The organism is Pseudoalteromonas sp. SR43-5, from assembly GCF_014163835.1.
GTDB classification, from domain to species: domain Bacteria; phylum Pseudomonadota; class Gammaproteobacteria; order Enterobacterales; family Alteromonadaceae; genus Pseudoalteromonas; species Pseudoalteromonas distincta.
In genome coordinates this window covers 24,584-41,576 of sequence record NZ_JACJEA010000037.1, presented here as the reverse complement: position 1 = coordinate 41,576, position 16,993 = coordinate 24,584, and the positions used below count along the sequence as shown (strand labels likewise).

Here is a 16,993-nt window from a genome sequence, read left to right as displayed (position 1 = left end):
ATTTGGAGCAATCTTTAGTAGCTCAAAACATTAAAAAACCGAATGATTTTGATAACTACAGTCTGTGGAAAGTATATGAAATAACGCCCTCCAGCAAAGCTATTCTTACTCATATAAATTACAAAACGACTGAGCAAGACACTTTAAGCTTTGATGAGTCGCTACAAGGTAACTATGTTTTATTACTACCAGCAGCTTATGCCACTCAAAGTTACCTTGATTTGAAAGAAGTATTTTAATGAGGTGTCAGTTATGAGTTATCCGTTAATAGAGTTTAATAATATTTTTTATCAATACCCTAATACCAAAATTGATACCCTCAAAGCTGTAAGTTTTAAAATAAACAGTGGTGACTACATTGCAATAACTGGTACTTCTGGCAGTGGTAAAAGTACCCTACTTTCTATTTTAGGTTTACTAAACTTACCTAGCCAAGGGCAATACACTATTTTAGGCACTAACACAGCAGACTTAACACCCGACTCTATTGCAGCCATTAAAAACAGAGAACTTGGTTTTATATTTCAAAACTTTAATTTATTAAATCATTTAAGCGTATTTGATAACGTGGCTTTGCCACTCAGTTACAACAAATCGGTGCCTAGGAAGGATTACCAAAAAAAAGTAGAAGCTGCGCTTAATAAAGTAAATATGCTTGAATTTATTGATAGAAAGCCAAGCCAATTGTCAGGCGGGCAACAACAAAGAGTTGCTATTGCTAGAGCATTAATAAATGAGCCTTCTATTATTTTAGCCGATGAGCCAACGGGTAATTTAGATTCGAGTAATAGCGAACAAATATATCAGTTACTCAATAAGCTAAACGACGATGGCAAAACAATTTGCTTAATAACACATGATGAAAACCATGCTAAAACAGCAAAAACGCGTTTGTATATTCAAGACGGACAGCTTAGTGCGCAAGGTTTTTGATGCTGAACTTAATTACTGATCTGACCTTAAACTGGCTAAAATATGCTAAGCAAAATACTAAATTATGGCTTAGCTGTTTGTTGCTGAGTATTCCTTTGTGTTTAATTTTAAATATAAATAATATTCATAGTCAGTTTTTATCAGCCGATCACACGGCAATAAATAACATCCACAACATTAAACAAGTTTACTTAAGTGACACTCAAAATGACTTACCCGTTGATGAGTACATTTTTGATGAAATAACCTTATTGCACCAAGATTTAGTCGGCGTTTTTGAACGCTCTATTGATTTATCATTAAAGCTTTCGGTTAATCATGATAGCGAGCCTGTTAAGGTAAGCTTTATATCGGGGGGTTATAAACAATTAGGTATCATTCCTGCTTTAGGCAGCTTTGAGAAGCTAGATTTCCCAAAACAAGGCAGCGCACTAAGTGCCGCCATTAGCTATTCGTTTTGGCATACTCATTTTAAAGGTGTCACTGATATTATTGGCAAACAGCTTGCTGTTAATAATAAAAGCATAAACATTGTTGCTGTAATGCCAAAAGAGTTTAAAAGCTTTAAACGTGCCTATGAACCTAAACTCCTTATTTCTTACTCGCAACTCAAGCGCATTTTGCCTCAAGAAAGTAGCCTGACCCCAGATACATTTACGTATATTTTAGGAAACGTTAAAAATAAAACACTCTTTTTAAGCTTGCTAAATAAGCACTTACAAAACGAAATGTTTATATTTGATAACACCGAACTTAAGTTTAGTGATGGTATTGGCGTTAGCCCTACTCACTTTAATAAAATAATAAAGCGCCTAAACTTATTGCAGTTACTTTATTATATTTTACTCTCATTTAGCTTTATTGCCTTTTGTGCATTTTACTGTGCAGAGTCAATTAAAAAGCAACAAGAAGAAACTATACGCAAACTATGTGGAGCCAATAACACACACATTTTTGTGCAGCAAATTATTGATATTGCACTCACAAGCCTACTACTTATTATTGTAATGTGCGTTTTGTATCCACTGAGCGACCGCATTAGCGCAATTTTATTACCAAGCCTGAATAAGCTAAGCAGCTCTTTTTCATTATTTACGCTGGCGGTATTTTACATAGTTATTATTACTTTTTTATCGGCGCTTAGTTATTTTCAGCGAAGGTGGGTACACAGCAGTATTGGACGCGGCCAAAGTGCAACAACAAGCGAAAAAGTACAAGTGTTCTCATTGCTTTCGTTACTTACTAGCCTTGCTATTACAAGTGTTTACATTAGTAGTTTGGTTATTTACAGCCAGATTAATTTAAATAATAAAAGTATGGGTTTTAATGCAGATAATATTCTAATTGCCAGCTTTAGTTTTCCACAATCACCTAGCGAGGCCTTTAATGCAAATAACTCTGCTCAACAATTAATTCAGCAATTAAATTCACTGCCCATTATTGAAGAAGTATCACTTAGCTCTGCCCCGCCACTATCAGATCGCAGTGGGTTTAGTGCATGGTACACCGTTACCGGACAAGCTATCAGTTCGGTTAAAAGCGCCAGTACCGCAAGCCATAGAGTGAGCCCGCATTACTTTAAAACTATTGGCGCTAAGCTTATTTCTGGGCAAAGTGTGCAATGGCAACAGTACCAAAACATTGTCGTTAACAGCGCTTTATGGGATCAATACTTTGCAGGCACAGAACTAAGCCAAGCTTATTTATTAGCCCAGTTTGATACTGGAAAAGTAAAACATAAAGTAGTTGGCGTTGTTAATGATATTTATAATGAAGGGGCCGACACACCGGTTCAGCCAACTGTATATAATGTAATAAGTGCCCTGACAGGTTTTGAAACAATTATAATTAAAACTCATGCGCCCATCACACAAGTTGAAGGTGAACTCCAAACGGCAGTAAGAGCATTAAGTGTTAACTTTAACGATTTATCACTTACCCCCCTTTCATCTTTAGTAAAAAATGAGCAAGCCCCTAGAAATGCATTACTAATAATTACCGTTGTGTGTTCCTCAATTCTTCTACTCTCTGCGTTTTTATACAACTACAGCAGTATTAAACAGCTTACTGCTAAATCATCTACAGAGCTTGCATTAAGACGTGCTATGGGCGCTCGCAGCTACCAAATATGCTATTTATTTTTAAAGCTATTTTTCACTGCATTTGTGATAACCCACATAGTTATTATTGCGCTATTTTTCACCCAACATGAAAAACTACAAACTTTTTTATTTCAACAATCCGTTTTTGACCTAAACACGATACTTACAGTGCATTTAGTCATTTTGTTAGCGGTTATATGTATTATTGCTATAGAGATTAAAAAAACACTTAACAATTCGTGGAATAACTTAACTTAAGGATAAGCATGTATAAATTACTACTAGCTACACTACTTATATATGGTGGAAATACATACGCTGAGCAGTACAGTTTCTCTCATTACCAAATGGTTAAATCGCCCATTAATAATACCGCACCGCAAATGTTTTTATTTAACAGCAAAGGCGAGTTGATGCATTACTCTGATAAATATTTACCAAATATTTTATCCATTTTTAAAAATAAACAAAGCCATCCTGATTCTGATTTAATTAAAAGTAATTTAGAGCAGCTATTAACAACATTGCCCGATTTTACCCAGCAAAAGTATACGTTGTTTTACACCTCAATAGATGAAGATGTAGGCCCTTGTCCGCCTTGTAGGCAACAAGAAAAAACCATCGACATGCTTAAAAGTAAGTTTTCAGACAAGCAGCTAAAGGTTCATTCAATTTCTATAAATGCCAGTGACAACAGTATATAAAAAAAACCCGCTAAATAACTTTAGCGGGATTTTTGTTGCGAAGGTTAAACCTTTAAAAAGTTTACAGCGCGTTAAATACGTCGTCTGTTTTAGCTGCGCAAATAAAGTCGTTTTTGTGTAGGCCTTTAATTGAATGGCTCCACCATGTGACGGTTACTTTGCCCCACTCGGTTAGTAGACCTGGGTGATGGCCTTCGTCTTCTGCCATGTCGCCTACTTTGTTAGTAAACGCGATAGCCTGTTTGAAGTTTTTAAATTTATAAACACGCTCAAGCTGCATAATGCCGTCACGTACTTCTGGTACCCAATCTGGGATTTTAGTAATTAATTGTGCTAACTCTTCGTCAGATACTTTTGGCGCATCTACATGACAGGCTTCGCATTTTTGTGCACTTAATGAAGACATTCTAAATCCTTACTTTTAGCTTTTTTAGCATTAATGTTTAACTGGCTAATTTTTCTTTTGGTGGAAATTTTGGGTCGTGCAAACCAAGCTCTTTAGCTCGCTCAACCAAAGTCATAATATCCATTTGCGATATATCAAACAGATCATGAATCGAATTTATGGTGTAGTACTGTGGTTGCATAATATCAATACGGTACGGCGTACGCAGTACATCAAGCACGTTCATTGGGCTAATTTCTGGCGTATTTGAGTATACATACTGAGTCTCCCCTGGGCTTGATAAAATGCCGCCGCCGTAAATACGCAGGCCATCTTCGGTTTGCATTAAACCAAATTCGACTGTAAACCAGTATATACGCGCAAGGTATACACGGTCCTTTTTCTGCGCTGCGTAACCTAATTGCCCGTACTTATGCGTAAACTCGGCAAAGTCAGGATTAGTTAGCATGGCGCAATGGCCAAATATTTCATGAAAAATATCAGGCTCTTGTAGGTAGTCAAATTCTTCGCGGCTACGAATAAATGTAGCTACCGGAAACTGCTTGTTTGCCAGTAATCTAAAAAACTCATCAAAGTCGATAAGCGCAGGTACTGGTGCAACTTGCCAACCGGTAGTGGCTAGTAACACTTCGTTTAGCTCGCTTAGCTGCGGAATACGGTCGTGCGGCAGGTTAATCTTTTTTAACCCTTGCATGTACTCGTTGCAGGCTTTGCCTTCAATGCATGCAAGTTGGCGCGCTACAAGCTCAGACCAAATTTTATTTTCTTCATCACTCCAGTGTATAACACCATTTTCGTCTGGTGTTTTGGATGTGTATTTACTTGCTTTAGCCATAAGTACCTTCTTGGGTGTGAGCCCTAAATCGGTGTCAGTGTGATACTCAAACCTAATGAATATCGAATGACCCCATACTATGCAAAAGTGAAGAAAAGTTTAATAGATAGGCTAACATCAGTATTTGGCGCGATCACTTACATTGTAAAGTTAAAATTACAGCTATGACACATTAAAAATACAGCCCTTTAAATAAAGGTCTGTAGCTTGTTTTTATGTGTACACAATTAAATACACCTAACCAATTTTAGTAAAAGCTTGGTCTAAATCACTAATAATGTCGTTAACATCTTCAAGCCCAACCGAGAGCCTGATCAGCCCATCACTTATTCCAGCGGCGGCTCGCTCCTCTGGCGTATAAGGCGAGTGAGTCATAGATGCAGGATGCTGAATTAGTGTTTCAGCGTCGCCGAGGCTTACTGCAAGTGTACAAAGTTTCATACTATCAATAAATTGAGCGCCATCTTGTAGCGTGCCTTTTATTTCAAACGCAATAACACCACCAGCGGCTTTCATTTGATTACCAATAAACTTATAACCTGGGTGCGATTTAAGCCCCGGGTAATATACGGTGCTTACTTGTGGGTGAGCCTCTAGATATTGCGCTATTGTTTGTGCGCTTTGACAATGGCGCTCTATTCTAATAGCGAGTGTTTTTAGGCCTCGATTAATTAGCCATGCATCGTGTGGGCTTATGGTTGCACCAATATCTTTTAGTACGGTCATTTTAATGTGTGTTATGTGCTCAAACGATCCACATACAATACCGGCAACTACATCTCCGTGGCCGTTTAAGTACTTGGTCGCACTGTGCATTATAATGTCGATACCGTATTTTTTAGGCGATTGCAGTAGCGGCGTTAAAAAGGTGTTGTCGACCACACTAATTAAGTTGTGCTCTTTAGCAACTGCGCCAATAAGTGCCAAATCAATAACCGCCATAGTGGGATTAATTGGCGTTTCTACAAATATCATTTTTGAATTAGGTTTGATGGCAGCGCGTAGTTCGTCCTCGTTGGTCATATCAACAAAAGTGACTTCGATTCCCCAGCGCGGCAACATATGCGAGAAAAACGCAAAGGTACAACCATATAAAGCACTTGAGGCAACAAGGTGATCTCCTTGCGATAAAAAACTCAGTACTGAGGCAGATACGGCCCCCATACCTGTTGCGGTTGCAGCAGCTGCTTCACAACTCTCTAGTTGAGCAACTTTTTGCTCAAGCTCTGTGGTTGTGGGGTTTCCTAAACGCGTATAAATATAGCCAGGTTCGTCGCCTGCAAAACGCGCAGCACCTTGTGCGGCATTTTCAAAATGAAAGGTCGAGGTTTGATACAAAGGAGAAGTAAGTGCGCCGTGCGGGTCGTTTGCTTTTTGTGGTCCGTGAATACACTGGGTGTTTATATGATGCTTGCTCATTGTAGGCTCATTTTTTGATTATTATGTTTTTGCGATTCAACAATCAAAACGTATGCGCTTACAAACAGCAAGCATGCCGGATGCTCAGATGGCTATTTGTGTAAAAACCGTGCAGCGCACGTTTGTACACAAATATTGCCACTGCTAATCTAGTGTGTTGGCTCAGCCTTTTTACGGCTCATAATTTTACCTGCGATGCTTTGCACAGTGCCTTTTAGTAAGCTGCGTTTGTTTTCAAGCCGTGGTAATGGGCGACTAAGCTCCATTGCTTTGTAACCAATACGCGCTGTAAAAATACCAGCACTGACCCCTTGCGCAGCCCGCCCCGAAAGCTTACCTAAAAGCTCAGCACTTAGTGCAGTTGCAGCAAGGTCAGATACAAGCTCTGCGCTGCCAACAAACATTACTTGTTTTATCAGCATACGGTATAACTTTATACGGCTCGCGTAGCCAAAACCAATGCCGTAAATTTTACCAATTTGTTCTATTAACTTAGTACCGCGCCAAAGCACAGCCATCATATCCACCAGCGCAAGTGGGCTTAGGGCAACTAGCAGTGCAGATTCAGTCGCAAAACGATTTATAAGCTTTTTAGCTTTGGTGTCTTGGGTTATTAATAAACTATTGGCGTACAGCGTCATTATTTCTTTGTCGCTGTGATGCATCGCTACTTGGTTTTTAAAGGTTTCAAAGTTATCAAGCTCCTGATGTTTATTAAGCTTTTCGAGCCAAGGTAATGCACCGCCTACTTGCTCGCTGTTTAAAAGCCTGTCGGCTTCAACTCGGTGCAATTGGTTACGCTTTAAACTGCGCAGCATTCGGTACTCTCGCCACAATAAGCGCCCAATTAGCAGCACGCCACTTACAACCGCAGTTAAATAAACACTGCCTAAAATAATTGACTGCTCGAAAGCAAATAATAATGAGTACGCAAACTCTAAAAGCACCAGTACTATAAAACTAATAGCAAAAACACCTTTAAGCGTTTGCCACTTTGACTTTTTGTACACAGGCTCCAGATCTATTTCTGGCTCTAGTGCTTCATCTTCAAGTTCTTCGTAATCACTTTGTCCGTGCTGAATAATTTTTGCAGGTGCTAAAACGGGTTCGTTTTGCTCAATGCTTTGCGTATCTATACGACGCCCTGCTTGAAATGGTTGGTTTGACTCACTCATGTTAATTTGTCTCCTAGCAGGTACTGCATGACATGATCTAATCGAATATGTTTTAGTTGTTTATCGGGGCTCGGCATTGGAGAGAACGATAAAAACTCAAATCCCTGTGCTGGCCACTCATTTTTATTAAGCATCCGCGAGGGTGGTTGCGGCGGTAGATACGTAAGCCAATCAGGCTCGTGTAATGGTTTACCGTAAATGCAGTCAAGCGTTTGGCCTTTGTCGGTAATTTGGCGCGGTTGCGTTGCTGTAATTGACGACATGGCCATGGTTTCTATTTTTACACCATCAAACTTTAAATGATTACTTTGCTCATGCACGAGCGAATCAAGTAGCAGTGCTAAATCTTTATGGTGCTTAGCACTTATGTGATCTGATTTATTAGCTGCAAATAATATTTTGTCTATGTTGGGCTTAAATAAACGTTTAAAAAAGCCCGACTCGCCATAGTTAAAATGTGCGAGTAATTGGTTTATTACACTGCTTTGCTCTTGGAGTGTTTCGTGCCCTTCGTTTAATGCACTAAGTACATCTACAAGTACAATTTGGCGATCAAAGTGCCTAAAATGCTCATTATAAAATGGTTTTACGACTTCTTTTATATAGGCGTTAAAACGCTTAATTAAATGCGCTAAATTAGAACCCGCAACGACATCGTCACTGTTTATTTCACCCGATACCGGAAAAAACAATAACAATGGCGCGCCTTGTAGGTCGCCAGGCATTAGCATGCGCCCAGGTTGTAACATGGCAAGTTTGGTGTCTTTTTTAAGCCCGACTAACATGCTTTGATAAAGCTGAGCAATATGAGCAAGTGCGTTTTCATCAACGGGAGCGTTTAAGTCAAGTTGCTCAACGGCCATTAAAAAATCACTTGATGTGTTTACGCGCGAAGGCTGAGTTAATAACGGATATTGCTGCTCGCACCATTGAGAATAGCTTTGCTCAAGCATAGGTAAATCAAGGAGCCATTCACCCGGGTAGTCAATAATATCTAAATAAAGCGTTGATTGCGGTGAAAAGTGGCCGCGCAGCCCTGCATTACTTTGATACTTTATTGCCAAGCGCAGCGTATTAATACGCTCGGTAGATGCAGGCCATGTAGGCATCCCATCGCTGGGTAATAAAGTATTGAGTGCTCGAGGGTAATTAAACGTAGGGACTTTTAACGCCTCTTGCGGCACAACTTTAGTGGCCACATGGCGGTGCTCGCGCATTACATCAAAAAAAGGTAAGTTTTTATCGTCCGCTTGGGTTGTTAAGTGTTTAACAAGCGCGGTAATAAAGGCAGTTTTACCACTACCACTTAGGCCAGTTACGGCAAGCTTTACGTGTTGGTCTAAACTGCGATGAAGGGCTTTTTGTGCTTTGCCTTTAATGCTTTTAAAGGTCTTTTTTGCAAATGATTGGCTCATAAAGTGTCTTGCACCTAATTTGCCGTAATTTATCACGCTGCAAATAAGGTGCTATTAAATCCTTTATAGTTTGTTAATTTCACGGCTCACCGTAAACTCGCTTGAAGTTACATGGCGCTCCATATCTTGAAGGCGAGTATCTACACGCGTTAAACGCTCTTTTAAATCTTGCAATGCGCGGCGCGGCGGCTCGCCTTTTTGCCATACTTTAAATTTTACTTCTAGCGGATCATCAGTTTTAGTTGAGCTTTTTGTTTGCGCTGTTGCGGGCTCTTTTTTATCTAAAATGAACCAGGCTGCAATATACGCTACCACAAATAATGGGCCACCCGTTAGCAGTACCGCACTAACAAATATAATGCGAACTAACCATAACTCCATATTAAAGTAGTCACTTAATCCCGCACACACACCGGCTATTTTACCGCGTTGTGGGTCTCTTAATAATTCGCGTTTGGCACTCATACTTTGCGTCTCCATTGTGGTGACTCTTGATCAAGCAATGCTTCAAGTGTTTCTAATCGATCAGCCATTTTTTCAGCTTTGTGTGCAAGCTCAAGTAATTGGCGATGTTCGTGCTCACTTAAACCTTGGCTTACTTGTTTCTTGCTACGGTAGTGCAAAATTAGCCACAGCGGAGCAACAAAAATCATAAACAAGATAAATGGTGCAACTAATATCTCTGGATCAAACATAATCCTCTCCTGACAATCCGTTTTGATGTTTTTAAGCTGGGGCACAAGGGCCCCATATATTTTTATATGTAATTATTTATCAGCTAACTTCTTTTTAAGTTCGGCTAGCTCATCATCTATCTTTTCATTTTTTTGTAGATTAGCAATTTCATCCGCTAACGTCTTTTTACCTAAATCGTACGACTCAATTTGAGATTCTAGTCCATCAATTTTGGTTTCGTAACGTTCAAAGCGGTTAAGTGCTTCTTCTACTTTTGAGCTATCAAGTGTCTTTTTCACTTCAAGGCGCGACTCAGCCGAACGTTGGCGAAGTATAATCGCTTTTTGACGAGATTTAGCATCTGCTAGCTTTTCTTGTAGCGTCGTTACTTCTTGCTGTAATTTCTCAATATGAGACTCTACATGTTCAAGCTCACTCGCTACTGAAGCAACTGCATCTGCCGACTTTTGCTTTTCAAGTAAGGCTGAACGCGCTAAATCGTCGCGGTCTTTACTTAAAGCCAGTTCGGCTTTATCTTGCCAATCACTTACCTGCGCTTTAAGTGTATCTAAGCGGCGTACAATTTCTTTTTTCTCAGCCAATGTTTTAGCTGATGTAGAACGTACTTCAACAAGCGTATCTTCCATTTCTTGAATAATCAGACGAACCATTTTTTCTGGGTCTTCTGCTTTATCTAAAATGGCGTTGATATTAGAATTAACAATATCTGCAAAACGTGAAAAAATTCCCATAACATTTACCTCTGTAATTAAAACTTAGTTAGTCTGCTATAACTAGTATCAATATGCTTGCCAACTTTTTAAAAGTTAAAATACACTTTATTTTCATTACGTTAAACTAAATATACAAATTTCTTTAGTTATCCCTAATTATGAAATACACTAACTGTTAGTAAAAATGACCAAGAGTTAGGAAATATGAGCCAATATCGCCAACAGGATAATTTACTCGGCCAATCAGATAGCTTTCTGTCTGTATTAGATCAGGTATCGCAACTGGCTAATTTAGATAAACCGGTACTTATTATTGGTGAACGCGGCACAGGTAAAGAGCTAATAGCAGCACGCTTACACTTTTTATCAAAACGCTGGGATCAAAACTACGTAAAGCTTAACTGTGCAGCGCTTAACGAAAACCTACTCGAAAGTGAATTATTTGGCCACGAAAGCGGTGCTTTTACGGGGGCAAGTAAACGTCACGAAGGTCGTTTTGAACGCGCTAACAGTGGCACACTGTTTTTAGATGAATTAGCTAATACCTCAGCTATGGTACAAGAAAAACTGCTGCGCGTTATAGAATACGGTGAGTTTGAACGTGTTGGCGGCAAACAAACTGTAAAAGTAGATACCCGCTTAGTGTGTGCGACAAACGAAGATCTTCCTTATTTGGCCGAGCAAGGTGAATTTAGAAGTGATTTACTCGATCGCCTTGCCTTTGATGTAATTACCCTACCACCACTGCGCGAACGCCAAGACGATATTATGCTTCTTGCTGAGCAGTTTGCGATGAACATGGCGCGCGATTTAGAGTGGGAACTGTTTAGCGGCTTTACCCGAAGCGCAACAGAAACACTGCTTAGTTATGATTGGCCTGGTAATATTCGTGAACTTAAAAATGTGGTTGAACGCAGTTTGTATCGCCACGGTAGTGAACATATTCCCGTTCACCAGATTATTTTAGACCCATTCGATAGCCCATTTAGACCAAAAGCGCGTATTAAAGCACCTGTAGCGGCTCAAACGGTTAATGCAGAGCCTATTGTTGTTACGCCGCCGGTTACTCAAGCAAGCAGTAATGTAGCCGTCGATATTCAATTTCCGTGCAGCTTAAAAGAGCATTCAAACGACTTTGAAATAAACATGATTAATAAAGCACTCGAACATAGCCAATTTAATCAAAAGAAAACTGCAGAAGTACTTGGTTTAACGTATCATCAATTACGTGGTTATCTTAAAAAATACAACTTGTTGGATCAACAATAGTCAGAGGTTATGCGGGTGCATAAATTATTACTTGTTTTGCTTACCACCACTTTAGTTGGTTGCCTTGATAGCAAAGAAGAAATCATAGAAGAAAAAAACCAAGGCTTAGTTTATTGCGCTGAAGCTAACCCTGTGTCGTTTAATCCGCAAGTCACGACCACCGGTTCAACTATTGATATAATTGCTAACCAATTATACGACCGCTTAATTAGCATTGACCCTGTTACGGCAGAGTTTCAAAGTGAGCTGGCGACCGATTGGAAAATTAGCAAAGATGGTAAATCGGTTACCTTTACCCTGCGTAAAGATGTAAAGTTTCATACAACTTCTTATTTTACCCCATCGCGGGACTTTAACGCCGACGACGTTATATTCACCTTTAGCCGATTATTCGATGTATATAATCCATATCACTTTGTGGGCGATGCCGATTACCCGTATTTTCAAAGTGTAGGAATTGATCAACTTATTCGCAAAATTGTGCGCGTGTCTGACTACCAAGTCCGTTTTGAATTGTTTAATCCTGAAAGTAGTTTTTTAGCTAATATGGCTACCGACTTTGCCGTGGTGCTTTCAGAAGAATACGCCATGAAACTTAAGAAAAATAATCAAAAAAACTTATTTGATCAGTACCCTATTGGCACCGGCCCGTATATTTATAAAGAATACCGCCGAGATCATCTTGTGCGCTTTTACCGTAACCCACTTTATTGGAAGCATGACGTTGCACTTGAGCAATTGGTTTACGATATAACCCCTAACGGCACTACGCGCATAGCAAAAATGCTGACTAAAGAGTGCGATGTAACGGCTCATCCAAGTAGTGCACAATTGAGCATTTTAGCGCAACGCGATGATATAAACGTCGAAAAAGAAACAAACTTAAACATAGGTTATTGGGCATTTAATACAGAGCGTGCTCCGTTTGACGACTTACGCGTACGCCAAGCGCTTGCGCACGCAATAGATGTAGATAAAATAATGCAGGCGGTTTATTACGGTAACGGTACTCGCGCACAATCTATTTTGCCGCCAACCTCTTGGGCATTTGAGCCACAAGAAGATATACCTACGTTTGATCCAGAACTTGCTAAAAAATTACTTATTGAAGCAGGGTTGCCTAATGGCTTTGATATGACGATATGGGCTATGCCTGTGAGTCGTATTTATAATCCCAACGCACGTAAAATGGCTGAGCTTATGCAAAGTGATTTACGCAAAGTAGGCGTTAACGTCAGTATTGTAGAATATGAGTGGAATACGTTTATTCAACGTATTGGCGAGCATAGGCACGACAGTGTATTACTTGGTTGGGCCGCAGATACACCCGACCCTGATAACTTTTTTAGCCCGCTGCTGAGTTGCACCGCTACTTTTAGTGGCAAAAACCCTGCAAACTGGTGTAATCCCCAATTTGATTTATTGCTTACTAAAGCACTAGACACCACTGATTTAAACAAACGTAAAAAATACTACGAAGATGCACAAAGCTTAATTATTAAAGAGTTGCCGTTATTACCAATTGCTCATGGCTTGCGCTTTCAAGCAAGTAGCGCTGATGTGGAAGGCATAACACTTGGCCCGTTTGGTGCTATTTCGCTTGCTAATGCGAGGAAAAAATAATGATCTTAGATTATATTTTACGTCGCCTTGGTTTGTTCTTTTTTATGATACTAATGCTCAGCGTATTTACGTTTTCACTGGCGTATTTATTTCCCGGTGATCCGCTAAGTAATTTAAGTGGCATACCAAGTGGTAACTTTGCACAGCATAGTGAGCTTGAGGATAAATATTTATACAACAGCAATTACTTTATGCAATACATTGCCTTTTTAGGGAGAATATTTCAAGGCGATTGGGGGCTTTCATTTGCCTCTGGTAACAGCGTGTTTAGCCATATTATTGACTTACTACCGGCTACTTTAGAGCTAAGCGTATATGCATTAATTGTATCGGTTGTTATTGGTGTACCTACTGGCATTTTAGGCTCTGGCTATCATAAACGCTGGCCCGACAAACTTATAAACTCTGTCACTATGGTAGGTTATTCAATGCCTGTGTTTTGGCTCGCATTGTTGTTAATAATGGTTTTTTCATTAAAGCTTGGCTGGTTTCCTATGTCGGGCAGAATGGGCCTCCTTTACGAAATACCCGCCAGTACAGGGTTTATATTAATTGATATTGCTCTAGCTGGATTTCCATATAAAGGGATGGCCTTTGTTGATGCGCTGCGTCATTTAACACTCCCTACTATTGTATTGGCCATGTATCCAACCACGGTATTAGTGCGCTTTACTCGCGAGTCTATGCTTAAGGTAATGGATCAAAACTTTATTAAAACAGCTAGGGCAAAAGGCCTTAACCGCCGTCAACTTATCATGCACCATGCACTGCGTAATGCTCTACTACCGGTAATTAAGCAAATTGGTTTGCAATTTAGCACCTTGATAACACTTGCGATGATTACTGAAGTTATTTTTTCTTGGCCGGGTATTGGCCGATGGTTAATCGATAGTATTTATCAGCGCGACTTTCCTGCAATTCAAGGCGGATTAATGGCGGTGTCTTTATTTGTTATTTTAGCCTCTATTACAGCTGAGCTTACTTACACTTTATTCGATCCACTCTCGCGGAATCAGGCCCATGGCAAAGTTTAATTTATTTTCTGAAGAGTCGAATAAATCGCCACTTGCGCGATTTTGGCGCAAATTTAAAAACAATCACCCAGCTTTGGTTGGTTTATGGATATTTATGGCGTTTGCATTATTGGCCGCCACAGCTCCTTTTTTAGCGCCCTATGGCGTAAACCAACAGCATAGTGATGCACTACTCATACCGCCCTCATGGCGAGAAATGGGCGATGTACGCTTTATTTTAGGCACCGATGATTTAGGCCGTGATGTACTCTCGCGCTTAATGAATGGTGCAACATATACGTTTGGACTTTCTGTTGTAGCTGCCCTAATCACGACCCTGTTTGGTGTATTAGTGGGGACTTTTGCAGGGATTAGTAAAGGGTTGCGTTCAAGCTTTTTAAATCATTTACTTGATATAACACTTTCTATTCCTTCTTTGTTATTGGCCATAATAATAATCGCCATACTCGGTCCTGGTTTAATGAATACCGTATGGGCAATTATTTTAGCGTTACTACCGCAATTTATTCACTCGGTGCGCAACCTAATTGTTGATGAATTAAGTAAAGATTACATTACTGCGTTTAGACTCGATGGCGCATCTAATTGGCATATAATATCGCGCGGTATTTTCCCTAATATTTATGAGCATATTGTGGTTATATTCACGATGGCGCTTTCTACTGCGATATTAGATATTTCAGCACTGGGATTTTTAAAATTAGGGGCTCAGCCACCAACGACCGAATGGGGCGCAATATTAGCCGAAAATCTAGGCCTTATTTATTTAGCGCCGTGGACTGTAGCGCTACCTGGTGTACTGTTATTTTTAGCCGTGTTATCTACTAATTTAGTAGGCGATGGCCTGCGACAAGTGCTAAAAGCACGTAAGGCTGATTAAATGCAATTACTCGATGTTCGTAACTTAACAATTGAACTACGTACCTCTGAAACTGTAATTAGAGCTGTAGACAGAGTGAGCTTTAGCTTAAAAGAAGGTGAAGTACATGCGCTTGTGGGCGAGTCTGGCTCTGGCAAAAGCTTAATAGCAAAAGCGATTATTGGTGTATTAAACGAGCGCTGGGATATTACTGCCGACCGTATTCATTGGCGCGGCGTAGACTTAATGCGTTTAAGCCCAGAGAAACGCCGTAAAATAGTAAGCCAAGATATAGCGATGATCTATCAAGACCCAAGTCGCTGCCTTGACCCAACCGCTAAAATATTTGACCAAATTGCCGAAACACTCCCAGAGGTCGCAACTAAAGGTTTCTTTTTAAAACGCAACCGAGAGAGAAAAGACAGAGTAAAGGCGCTTATTCATAAGGTGGGTATTAAAAACCACGAAGCGGTACTAAGTAGTTACCCTCATGAGCTCTCAGAAGGCGTATGTCAAAAAGTAATGATTGCGATGGCCATTGCTCGCACGCCTAAACTTTTAATCGCTGATGAGCCCACTACAGCGCTTGAGAGCACAACTCGCGCACAAGTATTTAGGTTACTAAAAAGCTTAAATCAACTTAAAAACATGTCTATTTTGATGATCTCTCATGAACTGGAAGAGATTGCACATTGGTCGCATGGCATTCATGTTTTATATTGCGGGCAAATGGTTGAAGCAGGCCCAACCCATGAAATATTTAAACAGCCTCGCCATCCATACACGCAAGCATTACTAAAAAGCTTGCCAGACTACGAGCAAGGCTTAGCACATAAAGAACCTTTTTATGCGCTTAAAGGGACTATCCCTACCCTGCAACATTTGCCCATTGGCTGTCGCCTTGGGCCGCGTTGTCCGCAAGCACAAAAAGCCTGTGTGGTTACACCAGCCCTAACTAAGCATCATGGTCATAGTTATGCGTGTCACTTCCCGTTAATTAAGGACATGAAGTAATGCAACCACTGTTAAAAGTACAAGCACTTTGTAAAACCTTTAATGTGCGAGCTGGGCTTTTTTCACGTAAAAAGTTTGAAGTCCTTAAAAACATTTCATTTTGCGTAGGTAAAGGTGAAAGCATTGCCATAATTGGCGAAACAGGCGCAGGTAAAAGTACGTTGGCAAAACTACTTTCAGGAGCTGATAGCGCTGATAGCGGGCAAATTTTGCTCGAGAATAATATTATCGAAGATAATGGCGTACGCGATAATCAATGTCGCCATATTCGTATGATTTTTCAAGATTCAGCTGCATCGCTCAACCCGGGGTTAACCATTGGCGAAATGCTTGATGATTGCCTGCAATATAATACTGAGCTTGATGCTAGTGAACGCACTGAAAAGATTGATGCAACGCTTTCTAAGGTGGGTTTGTTAATTGATCATAAACACTACTACCCGCATATGTTTAGTGTGGGGCAGCTACAGCGTGTAGCGTTTTCTCGTGCATTAATTTTAGATCCTAAGGTGATTGTACTTGATGAAGCTGTTTCATCTTTAGATCCCTCCATACGGGCGCAAATAGTAAACTTGTTACTTAAGCTGCAGCGCGATACAGGCCTTACGTATGTGATGATCACTCATCATTTAAGTTTAGTACGTCACATTAGTGATTTTGTAGTTGTACTTGATAAAGGCGAAGTGGTTGAATACGGTCCTACTGAAGATGTTTTTCAAAACCCTAAATCAAAAGTAACGCAGCGTTTATTAAGCTGCTAAAGCAGATTATAAATACCTAACTTTTTTGTAAGGTA

Annotated in this window: 17 protein-coding genes and 1 pseudogene; 10 read left to right on the top strand and 8 right to left on the bottom strand. The window is 40.0% G+C overall.

Features of this window, described 5'->3' with window-relative positions; genetic code table 11:
• The 4 genes and pseudogenes from H5090_RS18010 to H5090_RS17995 form a co-directional block, all read left to right on the top strand.
• Positions 1-239, top strand: a pseudogene (locus H5090_RS18010) (HlyD family secretion protein); the annotation flags it as partial.
• A gap of 13 nt (positions 240-252) precedes the next feature.
• Positions 253-933 (top strand): ABC transporter ATP-binding protein, encoded by a 681-nt coding sequence (locus tag H5090_RS18005; RefSeq protein WP_182682336.1) that lies wholly within the window; start codon positions 253-255, stop codon positions 931-933.
• A complete protein-coding gene (locus H5090_RS18000; RefSeq protein WP_182696382.1) occupies positions 933-3,293 on the top strand; it encodes a hypothetical protein in 2,361 nt (786 codons plus the stop codon). The genes H5090_RS18005 and H5090_RS18000 overlap by 1 nt, the downstream gene beginning before the upstream one ends.
• 8 nt (positions 3,294-3,301) lie before the next feature.
• Positions 3,302-3,739, top strand: a complete 438-nt coding sequence (locus H5090_RS17995; protein ID WP_182693128.1) for a hypothetical protein — start codon at positions 3,302-3,304, stop codon at positions 3,737-3,739.
• A 61-nt stretch (positions 3,740-3,800) separates the two neighbouring features.
• Here H5090_RS17995 and H5090_RS17990 read toward each other — a convergent pair whose 3' ends face one another.
• The 8 genes from H5090_RS17990 to pspA all read right to left on the bottom strand — a co-directional run bounded on the left by H5090_RS17990 (position 3,801) and on the right by pspA (position 10,416).
• Entirely contained in the window at positions 3,801-4,145 is a 345-nt protein-coding gene (locus H5090_RS17990) for a 4a-hydroxytetrahydrobiopterin dehydratase (RefSeq protein WP_002958326.1), read from the bottom strand.
• A gap of 37 nt (positions 4,146-4,182) precedes the next feature.
• Complete coding sequence (phhA, locus tag H5090_RS17985; protein WP_002958327.1) at positions 4,183-4,980, bottom strand: phenylalanine 4-monooxygenase; 798 nt, start codon at positions 4,978-4,980, stop codon at positions 4,183-4,185.
• 237 nt (positions 4,981-5,217) lie between these two features.
• The gene (gene megL, locus H5090_RS17980) at positions 5,218-6,399 is read right to left on the bottom strand and encodes a methionine gamma-lyase (RefSeq protein WP_024596502.1); all 1,182 of its coding nucleotides are present in this window, start codon (positions 6,397-6,399) and stop codon (positions 5,218-5,220) included.
• A 149-nt stretch (positions 6,400-6,548) separates the two neighbouring features.
• Positions 6,549-7,574 (bottom strand): TIGR01620 family protein, encoded by a 1,026-nt coding sequence (locus H5090_RS17975; RefSeq protein WP_149602329.1) that lies wholly within the window; start codon positions 7,572-7,574, stop codon positions 6,549-6,551.
• Entirely contained in the window at positions 7,571-8,989 is a 1,419-nt protein-coding gene (locus tag H5090_RS17970) for a YcjX family protein (protein ID WP_182696381.1), read from the bottom strand. Before H5090_RS17970 ends, H5090_RS17975 begins: the two co-directional genes overlap by 4 nt.
• Before the next feature lie 63 nt (positions 8,990-9,052).
• Positions 9,053-9,454 (bottom strand): envelope stress response membrane protein PspC, encoded by a 402-nt coding sequence (gene pspC, locus H5090_RS17965; protein WP_024596503.1) that lies wholly within the window; start codon positions 9,452-9,454, stop codon positions 9,053-9,055.
• Positions 9,451-9,684: an envelope stress response membrane protein PspB gene (pspB, locus tag H5090_RS17960; RefSeq protein ID WP_024596504.1), complete on the bottom strand. Its 234-nt coding sequence runs from the start codon at positions 9,682-9,684 to the stop codon at positions 9,451-9,453. Before pspB ends, pspC begins: the two co-directional genes overlap by 4 nt.
• Positions 9,685-9,756: 72 nt before the next feature.
• A complete protein-coding gene (gene pspA / locus H5090_RS17955; protein WP_007376832.1) occupies positions 9,757-10,416 on the bottom strand; it encodes a phage shock protein PspA in 660 nt (219 codons plus the stop codon).
• A gap of 186 nt (positions 10,417-10,602) precedes the next feature.
• On the opposite strand from pspA, the gene pspF reads away from it, so the two are divergent.
• The 6 genes from pspF to H5090_RS17925 are packed head-to-tail and all read left to right on the top strand — an operon-like array spanning position 10,603 to position 16,958.
• Positions 10,603-11,667: a phage shock protein operon transcriptional activator gene (gene pspF / locus H5090_RS17950; protein WP_182696380.1), complete on the top strand. Its 1,065-nt coding sequence runs from the start codon at positions 10,603-10,605 to the stop codon at positions 11,665-11,667.
• Positions 11,668-11,682: 15 nt separating this feature from the next.
• The gene (locus H5090_RS17945; protein WP_024596506.1) at positions 11,683-13,290 is read left to right on the top strand and encodes an ABC transporter substrate-binding protein; all 1,608 of its coding nucleotides are present in this window, start codon (positions 11,683-11,685) and stop codon (positions 13,288-13,290) included.
• Positions 13,290-14,324, top strand: coding sequence for an ABC transporter permease subunit (locus tag H5090_RS17940; protein ID WP_002958336.1), 1,035 nt, complete (start codon positions 13,290-13,292; stop codon positions 14,322-14,324). The genes H5090_RS17945 and H5090_RS17940 overlap by 1 nt, the downstream gene beginning before the upstream one ends.
• Positions 14,311-15,204 (top strand): ABC transporter permease subunit, encoded by an 894-nt coding sequence (locus H5090_RS17935; RefSeq protein ID WP_002958337.1) that lies wholly within the window; start codon positions 14,311-14,313, stop codon positions 15,202-15,204. Before H5090_RS17940 ends, H5090_RS17935 begins: the two co-directional genes overlap by 14 nt.
• The gene (locus tag H5090_RS17930; protein WP_002958338.1) at positions 15,205-16,197 is read left to right on the top strand and encodes an oligopeptide/dipeptide ABC transporter ATP-binding protein; all 993 of its coding nucleotides are present in this window, start codon (positions 15,205-15,207) and stop codon (positions 16,195-16,197) included.
• A complete protein-coding gene (locus H5090_RS17925) occupies positions 16,197-16,958 on the top strand; it encodes an ATP-binding cassette domain-containing protein (RefSeq protein ID WP_182696379.1) in 762 nt (253 codons plus the stop codon). Before H5090_RS17930 ends, H5090_RS17925 begins: the two co-directional genes overlap by 1 nt.
• The last annotated feature ends 35 nt before the right edge of the window (positions 16,959-16,993 follow it).